At 45.2% G+C, this 12,075-nt stretch carries 10 protein-coding genes and 1 pseudogene; 9 read left to right on the forward strand and 2 right to left on the reverse strand.

The window, feature by feature from the left end; all coding sequences use genetic code 11:
• Positions 1–128, reverse strand: a pseudogene (locus QUB56_RS23660) (photosystem II D2 protein (photosystem q(a) protein)); the annotation flags it as partial.
• Positions 129–700: 572 nt separating this feature from the next.
• Here QUB56_RS23660 and QUB56_RS23665 point away from each other — a divergent pair.
• The 8 genes from QUB56_RS23665 (at position 701) to QUB56_RS23700 (ending at position 10,128) form a co-directional block, all read left to right on the forward strand.
• A complete protein-coding gene (locus QUB56_RS23665; protein WP_332958558.1) occupies positions 701–1,267 on the forward strand; it encodes a photosystem I assembly protein Ycf4 in 567 nt (188 codons plus the stop codon).
• A 169-nt stretch (positions 1,268–1,436) separates the two neighbouring features.
• Positions 1,437–2,219: a peptidylprolyl isomerase gene (locus tag QUB56_RS23670; RefSeq protein WP_445243390.1), complete on the forward strand. Its 783-nt coding sequence runs from the start codon at positions 1,437–1,439 to the stop codon at positions 2,217–2,219.
• Positions 2,220–2,421: 202 nt separating this feature from the next.
• The gene (locus tag QUB56_RS23675; protein WP_332958560.1) at positions 2,422–3,636 is read left to right on the forward strand and encodes a beta-ketoacyl-ACP synthase; all 1,215 of its coding nucleotides are present in this window, start codon (positions 2,422–2,424) and stop codon (positions 3,634–3,636) included.
• A 337-nt stretch (positions 3,637–3,973) separates the two neighbouring features.
• A complete protein-coding gene (locus QUB56_RS23680) occupies positions 3,974–5,083 on the forward strand; it encodes an ATP-binding protein (protein ID WP_332958561.1) in 1,110 nt (369 codons plus the stop codon).
• 183 nt (positions 5,084–5,266) lie between these two features.
• Positions 5,267–7,144, forward strand: a complete 1,878-nt coding sequence (gene mutL / locus QUB56_RS23685; protein ID WP_332958562.1) for a DNA mismatch repair endonuclease MutL — start codon at positions 5,267–5,269, stop codon at positions 7,142–7,144.
• Between the two features lie 292 nt (positions 7,145–7,436).
• Complete coding sequence (locus QUB56_RS23690) at positions 7,437–8,189, forward strand: SGNH/GDSL hydrolase family protein (protein ID WP_332958564.1); 753 nt, start codon at positions 7,437–7,439, stop codon at positions 8,187–8,189.
• 134 nt (positions 8,190–8,323) lie between these two features.
• Positions 8,324–9,148 carry a transglutaminase family protein gene (locus QUB56_RS23695; protein WP_332958565.1) on the forward strand — a complete coding sequence of 275 codons (825 nt, stop codon included), beginning with the start codon at positions 8,324–8,326 and terminating at the stop codon, positions 9,146–9,148.
• Between the two features lie 293 nt (positions 9,149–9,441).
• Positions 9,442–10,128, forward strand: a complete 687-nt coding sequence (locus QUB56_RS23700) for an alpha/beta hydrolase (protein WP_332958567.1) — start codon at positions 9,442–9,444, stop codon at positions 10,126–10,128.
• A gap of 122 nt (positions 10,129–10,250) precedes the next feature.
• Here QUB56_RS23700 and QUB56_RS23705 read toward each other — a convergent pair whose 3' ends face one another.
• Positions 10,251–10,715 carry an SRPBCC family protein gene (locus QUB56_RS23705; protein WP_332958568.1) on the reverse strand — a complete coding sequence of 155 codons (465 nt, stop codon included), beginning with the start codon at positions 10,713–10,715 and terminating at the stop codon, positions 10,251–10,253.
• Between the two features lie 147 nt (positions 10,716–10,862).
• Between QUB56_RS23705 and QUB56_RS23710 the strand changes: the two genes are divergently transcribed.
• Positions 10,863–11,912, forward strand: a complete 1,050-nt coding sequence (locus tag QUB56_RS23710) for a transposase (protein ID WP_332958569.1) — start codon at positions 10,863–10,865, stop codon at positions 11,910–11,912.
• Positions 11,913–12,075 lie beyond the last annotated feature (163 nt).

The raw sequence follows: 12,075 nt of genomic DNA on the forward strand, positions 1-12,075 counted from the left end.
AGGTAGGCGCAGGGGAATAGCAGGATGCCAGACCAGCCTACGAAGACGAACCGATCGCGTTTGAGCCAGTCGTCGAGTACATCAAAGATGCCTCTTTCGTTCTGGGCGCGTCCGACTGCGATTGTCATAAAAAAAACTGGGTAAGTGGGAAACGAGCGTGTCTTCCGACCTGAAAGGAAAACAAGGCGGCGATTTCAATCGCCTTGAATTTTTCCCCTTTCGGGGTTGGAGGGGTATGGTTGATCCTCCGATGAGGTATGGTTGCCTCAGTCTCCCTTGCGGGGTAATGTTCGCCTCGACCTGGTTATAAAGGCTTGTTAGACCTGCGACACTGTTTCAGTGACTTTAAAACTGTTTAATCGCAGGTGACAGAGCCCAAAACTGGCGTCGCATTCGCCGGTGTCGTGACCTCAATAACGTCTCCTCTTGCGAGGGGTCTGGTCAGAACAGCTTGCAATTTCTTACAAGCTCAGTGGCCTTAGCCCTTAGTTCCTGACTGCGGTAAAATCCTTTTGCTTGTTAAAAAACTAAGGTTTCTAATTAAACTTAACATAAGTATATATTAGAAGTTCAGAATTTTTCAACATAATTAGCAGAAGTTGATACACAATGCCGATCGGTCGGTCGCGAGATCGTCAGCGAACCGTGACGCTCGGTGGGCTACTTGAATTAAAATTTGGCTTTAAGGCTGTTTAGTTTTATGACTGCAAAAACAACGACCTCGATCGATCCTGTCCTGCGCTACCAGGTTTTGGGCTCCCGCCGCTTCAGCAATTTCTGGTGGGGGACGATTGTCAGCATTGGAGGGACTGGTTTCCTGCTGTCGGGCCTTTCCAGCTACTTGCACGTGAACCTGCTGCCTTTTGCTGACCCGACTCAGCTTGTTTTCATCCCCCAAGGCATTGCGATGGGTTTCTACGGTGTCTGCGGCGTGCTGTTGGCGCTTTACCTGTGGCTGACTATTCTCCTTGATGTCGGCGGCGGTTACAACGAGTTCGATCGACAAACAGGTAACATTCGGATCTTTCGCTGGGGTTTTCCCGGCAAAAACCGCAAGCTTGATTTTACCTGCAAGATATCGGACGTGCAATCTGTGCGGGTGGACATTAAAGAAGGTCTCAATCCCCGCCGCAGTATTTATCTTAAGCTCAAAGACCGCCGTCAGTTTCCCCTGACTAGAGTCGGACAGCCGATTGCTTTGTCTGAAGTGGAAAATCAAGCGGCCGAATTGGCTCGATTTTTGCAAGTTCCCCTAGAAGGGCTTTAGGGATTTTTGATTTTTGATTGGTAAGGTCTCGTATGGTGCGCAATGCGCACCAATTCTATCAATATTGGGTGAGCACGAAGCGGTGCAAATTATCCCTGGTAAAGCGATAAATCTAGGGTGCGCATTGCGCACCTTACGTCATTGAATGAAAGTGAAAGTGAAAATACAAATGCAAATGCAAATCAAAATTCAGCGGTGGTTGTTCTCACTTTTAATAATTGGTGCGTTGTTTGTTGGGGGATGCGGTAGTTCCCCGGCTGCAAACTCCACTCCGACAGGGAATCCGGCGGGTGAAAGCATTTCTTTGTCTCCGTCTCCGTCTCCGGCTGTGGTAGCGGCGAGTTCGCAATTTAGCAATTTGCCACGCTTGGAAGGAAAAGCAACGGTGGTGATGACGGTTAAAGGTGCTCCTATTACGATCGAACTCGACGGCACAAATGCTCCAATTACTGCGGGCAATTTTGTCGATTTGGTTCAGAAGAAAGTCTACGACGGGCTGGTATTTCACCGAGTCGTGCGGGAACCTCAGCCTTTTGTAGTTCAGGGCGGCGACCCCCAGGGTAAAGACCCTAAATTCCCTGCGGCGCGGCTGGGAACTGGCGGTTTTATTGACCCGAAAACTTCTGCAGAACGCAGGATTCCTCTGGAAATTAAAGTTAAAGGTGCTGCAAATCCGACTTACAGCGCGACGCTACAAGAAGCTGGAATTAAAGAGAAACCCGTGTTGATACACAGTCGCGGGGCTGTGGCTATGGCTCGATCGCAGAGCCCTGATTCGGCTTCTTCTCAGTTTTACTTTACTTTGACTGATGTGCCGTTTTTGGACGGCAGCTATGCGGTTTTTGGGTACGTGAAGCAAGGGATGGATGTTGTTGATAAGATTGAAGCGGGCGATCGCATTGATTCGGCTACTGTTACTCAGGGTTTGGAAAATTTTAAGGCTGCTAGCTGAAGGTAGTCAACCAATTTTGGATTTGGGATTTTAGATTTTAGATTATCCCGGCGGGATCGATCCGATGGCTTGTAAATTCGGGATTTGAGATAAGGGAATTGGATTTTAGATTTTAGATTATCCCTTTTTAATCCCAAATCTAAAATCGTCTAGCCTGAGTCTTCTTTTAATCCAAAATCTAAAATCTAAAATCGGCTTAGGTATGGATATTGTTGTTACTGGAATTGGTCTTGTTTCGGCTTTAGGCCCTCTGGAAACGAGCTGGAAAAGACTGCTGTCTGGAGAATCGGGAATCGAGGAGAATCAACCTTTTTTAGAACTTGAACGGCGACCTTTGGCTTTAATTGGCACAAAACCTGCCGATTTAATAACTTTAATTCGGCAGATTTTAGCAGATGCTTTGCAAGATGCTAATTTGAGTTTGCCTTTGCCTGATTGCGGGATTGCGATCGGTTCTAGCCGAGGTTTCCAGGCAAATTTGGAACAATTGGCTAGCGTTGGCATTCGGCATTCGGCAGAAGAAAGAGGGCATTCGGCAGAAGAAAGCGGGAAGAAGAAAGAGGGAAGGACATTACCGATTTCAGATTACCAATTACGGATTCCCGATTCTCAATTCGTGAATTTTTTGCCTCACATGGGGGCGATGGCGGCGGCGAGGGCTATTGGCTCGACGGGGCCGGTGCTGGCGCCGATGGCTGCTTGTGCGACGGGCCTACAGTCGATAGCCCGTGCTGTTGATTTAATCCGCACTGGTGAGTGTCAGCGGGCGATCGCAGGTGCTGTGGAAGCGCCAATTACACCGCTGACTGTGGCTGGATTTAACCGGATGGGTGCTTTGGCAAACGCTGGGTGCTATCCCTTTGATGAAAATCGGGAAGGCTTTGTACTCGGTGAAGGCGGGGCTTTATTTGTATTAGAATCGGCAGAGTTGGCAAGCCGTCGCGGCGCTAAAATTTACGGTCGAGTTTCCGGTTTTGGCTTGACAAATGATGCTTGTCATGTTAATGCGCCGACTCTGGGAGGGAAAAGTGCGATCGCGGCGGTAAATCAATGTTTGAAACGCAGCAATTTAGCCGCAGTTGATATAGATTTTATTCATGCTCACGGTACTGCAACGGAGTTAAATGACCGACACGAAGCACTGTTAATTCAGAAATTGTTTCACCCCAGAGTTGCTGTTAGTTCGACTAAGGGGGCTACGGGTCATACTTTGGGAGCTTCGGGAGCTTTGGGCGCGGCTTTTTGTTTGATGAGTATTAAATATCAGATGTTGCCACCTGGCGCGGGAATGAAAAAACCGGCGTTTGAATTAGATTTTGTGCGCTGTGCGCGATCGGCTATTGTGAGAAATGCGGTTTGTTTGAGTTTTGGCTTTGGCGGGCAGAATGCTGCGATAGTTTTATCTGCCGAGCGTTAATTTTTGCCAACTCGGTCGATCGGCATTTAAATTGCACCATCTCTCTACAGTTAAAATTTTGTGGGGCGGGCCCTCCGGCTCGTCGGCCCCTCCAATTTAAATCAGAAAACAGTACCATATTTATGTATTTTAGTCAATTAGCTGAGAAATTTGGCGATCTTGCTGGTGCTGCTGTCCTAGTCGGGCTCTGCATCCCGACGCTGATCCTTGCGTCAAAGCCCGGGAGGCTAGAAAATAGAGGCAGATTAAAGCAGTATTGTATTTTATTAACGCACCGATGCTTATAAGCGAAAATTGAAGAAAGAAACTGTTTAAATTAAGCCTTAGGTATTTTCACATGGATCTGGCATCTCATCGATTTATGTCTTATTTTGAACCAGAGCAAGCTGCTCACCTTTGCCAAATAGCTATATTGGAGAGTTGTGATGAGGAAACGCTGGTTTTTGAAGAAGGAGAAAAAGCCGATTGTTTATATCTAGTTTTATCAGGTGAAGTCGAGTTTAGCAAGCGCATTGAAAACAATCAATATCAAACTATCGCTGTCGCTAAGGCCGACGCTTATTTTGGCGAACTCGGAGTTTTAGACGGCGAGCCTCGCAGTGCTAGAGCTGTGGCAGTTGCCGGCTCGACTTTTGCAAAAATAGATCGCGAAGAACTGATAAAAACTCTCCAGTCTGCTAAAGGTAGTTCGGTACTGGAAATGTTTAGTTTCATTATTCAAAAATTGCGGGATACCACGGACCAATATGTTGGCCAGTTCGTCCACAAACAAAAAATGGTATTGGTAGGAGAAATGGTGAGCACAATTATTCACGATTTTAAAAGTCCTTTTACGGGAATTAAACTTTCCAGCGAAATGCTAAAAGAAATGCACCCGGATGAGGAAAGTCAGGAGTGGTGCGAACTTATTCAATTGCAGGTTCAGCGAATGTTGGGGATGGCTGAAGAAGTATTAGAATTTTCGCGCGGCAATTCTGTATTAAATAAAAAACCCGTTAATCTAATCCAGACTTTGCAGCAGTTTGAAAAGTTGAACAGAGTTTATTTTCAGGCGGCAAAAGTAGATTTGGTTGTACGGGTAACAGAAGTGATAGTCGAAGCGGATGAAAATAAGATTTTGCGCGTTTTGCAAAATTTAGTTGGGAATGCTGTTGAAGCTTTTAGCGGGCGCGGAGGTCTGGTAGAGATTGCTGTGACGCAAAGTGAGGAGTGGGCAGAAATTACCATTTACGATAACGGGCCGGGCATTCCCAACGAAATTAAGGAAAAGTTATTTGAACCTTTTGTGACTTATGGCAAGCGGACTGGTACTGGGTTGGGAACGGCGATTGCTAAGTCGATTGTTGATGCTCACAAAGGGGAAATTACTTATGAGTCGGAGGAGAACAAAGGCACAACTTTTTACATCCGCTTGCCGAAAATTAGGGCTTTAGCAGAGCAAGTTTAATTAGGTAGGCAGATATATACGATTGACTTTCTCACCCTTGCCTCAGAAACTGGGTTTATGAGTATATCTTCTGTTACCAAACAATATTTTTCTAAGAAACCGGGTTGAAAAGCGTAAGTCCTAATACTGTGTAGCGATTTGCAGAATCAAGTAGAATTGAATTAACGCAACGCTAAAAATCTGATGCCAGTTACTATTCAAACCTTACCCACAGAAGTTATCGATTTAATTGCCGCAGGCGAAGTGATTGACTCGATCGCCTCCGCGGTACGAGAATTAGTTGAAAATTCTCTGGATGCTGGCGCAACTCGCATCGTTGTTTCAGTCTGGCCCGAACAGTGGCGGGTGCAAGTTGCAGATAATGGTACAGGAATGGATCTGGAAAATTTGCAGCAGGCCGCTTCGCCTCACAGTACGAGCAAAATTACCACTGAAGCTGACCTTTACAAAATTGCTACTTTGGGATTTCGCGGGGAAGCTTTGCACAGTTTAGCTCAGTTGGGCTGTTTGGAGGTTTTGAGCCGATCGAATGATTTGGGATTGGGCGATTTTTGGGAAAATCGAGAGTCGGCGCCAAACCCCCCCAGCTCATCATTGTTAAAGGGGGGAATCCAAAATGCTCGATCGGGCTGGCGGGTGGTTTACAATAACGCAGGCGAAGCTGTGGAGGTGGAAACAGCGGCGATCGCTCCGGGTACGGTGGTGACTGTTGATAATTTGTTTGGCAATTGGCCTGTGCGTCGCAGTTTTTTGTCGGCGGCACAGCAAATGCGATCGATACAATCAATCCTTCAGCAAATTGCTATTTGTCACCCACACGTTAATTGGCAGTTGCGCCAAGGAAATACCCCTTGTTTGCACGTAACTCCTGGTAGCACAGCAGAACATATTTTACCTCAATTTGTGCGCGGCGTGCGAGCGAGCGATTTGCAGTATTTAAAGTTAGATTTGCCGGCGAGTCCTGAAAATCAGAAAGCAGCAAATTTATTGGTAGAAACTCAACTTGTTGGATCGGCAATTAATCACAATTACCAATTACCGCTTGCCAGTTCCCAATTCCAAATGCCTAATTCCCAGTTTTTAGAATTAGTAATTGGTTTGCCCGATCGCTGTCACCGCAGACGGCCGGATTGGGTGAAGGTGGGGGTGAACCGGCGAGTTGTGCGATCGCCCGAATTAGAGCAAACTATTCTCAGCGCCTTTGCTCGTACTTGTCCGCGCGATCGCTACCCCGTGTGTTTTGTTCACCTGCAAATCTCCCCCCTGTCCATCGACTGGAACCGCCACCCGGCTAAAGTTGAAATTTATCTGCACGATCCGAGTTTTTGGCAAGCACAAGTTAGCGCGGCAATTGCTCGTGCTTTGCATTTAAACGATGAAGTTTTGCCGCCTGCCCCAATTCCCGATCGAGTGGGAAAATTACTGAAGGCATCGGAACAAAAAAGTGCTTACAGTGTCGGGATTTCGGCTGGGCAGAATCATAAAGGTGCCGAACCGGAAAAAGCTAATCAAATAGGATTGATGGAATTGAGGGCGATCGCTCAAGTTCACAATACTTACATTGTTGCCGAACATTCCAGCGGTATGTGGTTGGTGGAACAACACATCGCTCACGAGCGCGTTTTGTACGAGCAATTGTGCGCGGCTTGGCAGCTAAAATCTATCGAAAAACCCGTGATTCTCAGTCAATTATCTGCGCTGCAAATTGAAAATTTATCCCGCTTGGGTTTGTCCGTAGAAACTTTTGGCGAACAGCTATGGGCCGCCCGCGAAGTTCCTGAGTTGTTAGCCGATCGCGATGACTGTGCGGATGCGCTTTTTGAACTCAGTAAGGTCGCAGATTTGCAAGCTGCTCAAGTTGCTACTGCTTGTCGCAGCGCTATGCGCAACGGTACTCCTTTGAGTCTTTCCCAAATGCAAAATTTGTTGGATGAATGGCAGCAAACTCGCAATCCGCGCACTTGTCCTCACGGCCGCCCTATCTATTTTGCTTTGGAAGAATCGACTCTGGCTCGGATTTTTCGCCGCAGTTGGGTGATTGGTAAAAGTCACGGGATTTGAAAGTTAAAAGTTAAGCTGTAAGGTGCGATTTATATACAGGAATGTTTTTTTGAACCGCAGAGGGCGCAGAGGACGCAGAGAGGAAGAGATGAGAGATGTTTGTGGGTTGAGGCTTTTAATGACCAAGAATTTCAAAGGTGGTACCCGCCACGTGATTTATCCGTGGAATCAATCCCTTTTCGAAAATCGAAAATCCTCAAGAAAGAGCATTTATCCGTGGCGTCAATCTAAAATCTCAAATTTCAAATCTAAAATCGATTGACTGTACAACTAGATATTAGGGCATGAAAATATGAGAAATATTGTTGTTTTATCGATTGTTTTGAATGTTATTTTGCTATCTGTTATTTTGATTTATGCAGGTAAGCGTGGCTATTTGGGCAGAACTTTGGTAATGGCTAATGCCAATTATTTAGAACTGCCAACTGACACGCTAAGTTCTCAGTCTTGGTGGCAAGATGAGGTACAATATCAAGTTGCTGTGACTCAGAACTCTCGGATAAAAACTTGTTTTTTGGGGGATTCGATCACTTCGATGCTGGGAAATACTCTGGGTGACAATTCTTTCAATTTTGCGATCGGCGGGATGAGTGCGATTTCTCAGTTGGAACAGCTTAAGTTTTTAACGGCTGCTAAGGTTAAGTGCGATCGAGCGATTATTGCGCTCGGTACAAATGATGCTATTTATAAAACTATGGACGAGCATTTTCTCAAAAATATGCAGCAAGTAATCGGGATTGTTAAGAATGAGCTGGGGGCGAAACAGGTGGTTTTGCTTCCGGCTTTTTACTCGACTTTTGAAGCCAGCCGCGATGTCAGTATGGCGGCTCCTATCAACAGAGTCGATCGGTTTAATCAGTTGATTCGTCAAGTTGCTGTTGTCGAAAAGTTATCTGTTGATGATGCAGCCGTGCAGCCGTTATTTGAGGGCAAAGCTTTGAAGGCTAATTTGACATCGGATGGCGTTCACCTCAATCTCGATGGCAAAAAAATCTATCGTGAAGGTTTATTAAAGATAGTGGCTGATTTAGATAGAAAAAATTAAAGTATATTATTATTGAAATAATCTACTTTTTTTCATTTTTTTTAGCAACAGGCGAGATGCCTGTTCCCCAAAAAAAAATTGCCTGTTCATGATATTGCTACAAAATGTCAATAAAAATCAAATAAATCATAAATATGGATTTTCCCAGAGCGCGACAACTCTTTTATCAAGAAATAAATCAGCCGGATGGCTCGATTGACCTGGCGAAAGCTGCCCTTTACATGGCTTTGGAAGAATATCCAAATTTAGAGCCCGAGGAGTATCTCAACGCTCTCGACACGATCGCAGATGAAGTGCGCTCGCGCCTGCCGGCACAGAATTATCCGCTGCGGATCATTCAAAGTATTAACAGCTATTTATACGGAGAGTTGCAGTTTGCGGGCAATGATGCGGATTATTACGACCCCCGCAATAGCTTTTTGAATGAAGTGATCGATCGGCGTACTGGTATTCCCATCTCTTTATCTTTGGTTTATTTGGAGGTTGCTAAGCGGATTGATTTTCCGATGGTCGGAATTGGGATGCCGGGACATTTTTTAATTAGACCCGATTTTGAAGAGGCTGGCATTTTTGTTGATGCGTTTAACGGCGGCGAGATATTATTTCCTGAAGATTGTCAAGCCAGACTTTCTCAAATTTACGGTCAACCTATGGAGTTGCAGCCGGCTTTTCTCGCTCCGGTACGTCCCCGGCACTTGTTGGGGCGAATGCTGGGAAATCTGAAGGCGATTTACTTGCAACAGCGAGATGCTTTGAGGGTGCTTTTGGCGATCGAACGGATTTTGCTGCTGTTTCCCGAGGCCCTAGGGGAACGGCGCGATCGCGGAATTCTCTACTATCAACTTGGCCGCTTGGTAGAGGCGCGCCACGATTTGGAACTATACCTGAGAAATGCTCCGAATGCTCCTGATGCTGCTACAATTCGCCAATTGGTCGATGGGATCGATCGGGATATGTGAACTTAAATTCGCTATATATCGCACACTATAAGAGGTGAAAGCGACACTTAATAAACGGCTGCCCCACGGGCCCATGTCGCTTTTATAAGTTTTGCAAAGCTTTATAAAATTGTCAAATATCATAATTTAACATAGAAATAATCAATTAACACCTATCTTTTGATAGGTTAAATTTGCTTGACAGGACTGTAAAATCATAGGTCATTTACGGAAATCCCCAGTCCGCTTTCCCAACTGATACCTGCAGAGACGATCGATCGAAAAAGTATTTTGACCTCAAGAGGCACAAACCCATGAATTTTCAGTTTCCACAACGTTATCTCAACGGAATGCAACCGCAGTCAGCCCATTTAACCACAAGAATGTCAAAGTCTTTATCATTAGGTTTGGCGCTTTTGCTGGGAACAAGTGCAGTATTTCTGAGCAGTGGCAAAGCTTTGGCGTTAGACAATGTTACCGTAAAATACGGTGCTATTGACGTAACATTACCTATGAACGACTTGCAAAGCTTGGCACAAACCGGCAAAGCATCATCTCAACTGCAAAGCGTTCTGAGTCTTGCGAAACAAACTCCCGAGTCGATGCGCGAAATATTAACGCGAGAAGTGCCTTTAGATTCCCAATTAGTAGGGCGGTTGGCAAATACTTATTTTGGGGAACTTGTTTTCAAACAATTGGGCGAGGTTGCTTATACGCCGGCAACTCGGACTCAAAGCGCGTCGGCACTGCGCGATGCTTTAGTTGCAGCTTCCAAAGATGGCAAAATATCACTGGTGGAAGTGATGCAAAATTACACCCCTGCGGCCTTAGAAGTTGACGGGAATCAAGCTATGGCTATCTACCAGCGAGTGATTAAAGACGTGCAAGATTTGCAAGCTATGTATCAGAATTCCCCGGCTTTGCAAAGTACGGCTGGTCAAGCTATTAATTCGGCGAGACAAGCGATTTGTCAGCCCAATCCATCGGGAATGTCGAAGTAAATAACTGAAGTTGCAGGGAATTGGTAATTGGGAATTGGGAATTGGTGCTTTTTTTCCTTTGAGTTCTGAGTTTTCAGCTATTACCAATTACTCATTACCCATTACCAATTACCCATGATCCATTACCCATTACCCATTTTTTGAGAGAGTTGCTCGGCTACCCGCTTAAGTCGGCGCAGTTGGTCTTTCATATCTTTCTGCGTCCAAGGGGCTGCAAAGTTATTGAAACCAAATCTAATTAAACGATTGGGAATTTGAAATTCAAAGCGGTTAATTAAGAGAGTTCCCTGGATTTGGGGCTGGCATTCCCAACGATCGCATCCTTTGAAAAATCCGTCAAACCCCCACACAATTAAACCGGGTTGTCGCTCCAACACCACACTCTCTAAAGTGGGTTGCAAAACCGGAATTTTTATGATAAATAAGCTGCGACTTCCTACAGCAGTATCCCATTCGCCCTCGGGATCGCAACGCAGCAGGGGATTGAGCCACTTGTGCATCAAAGTGCGATCGACTATACACCGCTCGACCAAGGTAGCAGCAGCGCGAATTTCAATGGATTGCTCGAAAACTTGACGAATTGACATGAGAACCTGCAACAACGAGGGTATTACAAAACTTTGTTTACTTTATAGTCCTTTATTTACTTGTACCGTCAATTTTTCCAGAAATTAAAAGATTGACACACTCATAAATACAGTGTATCATCTTGAATTAAAGTATATATACCGATTATGCAGTTAGTCAAAAGGCACGTCATTAAACCAAATCATAGGTTTTATCGAGAAGCCGATAGACTGTCTTGGCTGTGCAAAAATCTTTACAATAGCGCTAACTACATCTACCGTCAAAACTTTTTCGCCAGCCAACAAACAAACGCTCTGGCTGTCGATCGCGGGTTCAAAACAAGTCCTGATTACAAAGCACTGCCCGCAAAGGTAGCACAAAGCACGCTCGGCTTACTCCTAAAAGCAGGGACTAGCTACGATCGGGCGGTGCGAAACTATCAGGAAGACCCAACTAAATTTAAAGCCGCACCGAAAATCCCTCATTATAAAGGTTCGCGAGATCGAAAAAGAGAAGAGGGACGCTATGTAGTTGTATTTAATTGTCAAGCGGTCCGCAAAAGAGCCTTTAAAAAAGGATACGCTCGCCCCTCTGGGACTAATATTTGGTTGCCCTCAAAAGTCACCTCGATTCTGGAAATCCGCATTGTTCCCAAGGTAGGTTGTTATGTTGTCGAGGTGGTCTATGAAAAGTTAGAACAGCCTTTACAAGTTAATCAGAGGGTAGCGGCAGATTTAGGATTAAACAATCTGGCAACATTAACCTACAATGTTCCTGGGCTAGTACCGACAATCTTCGACGGACGGGCGGTTAAGTCAACCAATCAATACTGCAATCAAGTTTCATCGGTATTGAAATCATTGCTGCCCGCCGCCCAAAAAACCAGTATAAAACTCGCAAAATTGTGGCACAAGCGTAACTGTAAAGTGGATTACTACCTCCACATGACGAGTTCCGCAATTATTAAAGAACTCGTCAATCATCAAATTGGCTTGCTGGCTATAGGCTGGAAACAGGATTTCAAAGATGGGATTAAGACGGGCAAGGTTAACAATCAAAATTTTGCCTGCATTCCCCATCGCCGATTCGTGCAAATGTTGCAGTACAAAGGACAAATTGTGGGAATTAAAGTTGTGTTAGTAGAGGAGAGGAGAGTTACACATCCAAATGTTCAGCCTGGGATTGGGAACCAATCCAACAACATTCCGACTACATAGGCAGTAAAGTAAAAAGAGGATTGTTCAAAACCAAAACAGGACGCTTCATAAATGCCGATGTAAACGGTTCTTTGAATATTGGTCCAAAAGCTGTCGAAGATGGTTTATCCCTAATTCGAGAGAGGGTTTTGTAGTTAGCCCAGTACGATTAAAAGCGTACAAA

Origin of the sequence: Microcoleus sp. AR_TQ3_B6 (assembly GCF_036702785.1) — a bacterium.
GTDB lineage: Bacteria > Cyanobacteriota > Cyanobacteriia > Cyanobacteriales > Microcoleaceae > Microcoleus.

Coding starts and splice junctions, on each gene's coding strand:
- QUB56_RS23665 (WP_332958558.1), top strand. CDS start 701: ATGACTGCAAAAACAACGACCTCGATCGATCCTGTCCTGCGCTACCAG.
- QUB56_RS23670 (WP_445243390.1), top strand. CDS start 1,437: ATGCAAATGCAAATCAAAATTCAGCGGTGGTTGTTCTCACTTTTAATA.
- QUB56_RS23675 (WP_332958560.1), top strand. CDS start 2,422: ATGGATATTGTTGTTACTGGAATTGGTCTTGTTTCGGCTTTAGGCCCT.
- QUB56_RS23680 (WP_332958561.1), top strand. CDS start 3,974: ATGGATCTGGCATCTCATCGATTTATGTCTTATTTTGAACCAGAGCAA.
- mutL (WP_332958562.1), top strand. CDS start 5,267: ATGCCAGTTACTATTCAAACCTTACCCACAGAAGTTATCGATTTAATT.
- QUB56_RS23690 (WP_332958564.1), top strand. CDS start 7,437: ATGAGAAATATTGTTGTTTTATCGATTGTTTTGAATGTTATTTTGCTA.
- QUB56_RS23695 (WP_332958565.1), top strand. CDS start 8,324: ATGGATTTTCCCAGAGCGCGACAACTCTTTTATCAAGAAATAAATCAG.
- QUB56_RS23700 (WP_332958567.1), top strand. CDS start 9,442: ATGAATTTTCAGTTTCCACAACGTTATCTCAACGGAATGCAACCGCAG.
- QUB56_RS23705 (WP_332958568.1), bottom strand. CDS start 10,715: ATGTCAATTCGTCAAGTTTTCGAGCAATCCATTGAAATTCGCGCTGCT.
- QUB56_RS23710 (WP_332958569.1), top strand. CDS start 10,863: ATGCAGTTAGTCAAAAGGCACGTCATTAAACCAAATCATAGGTTTTAT.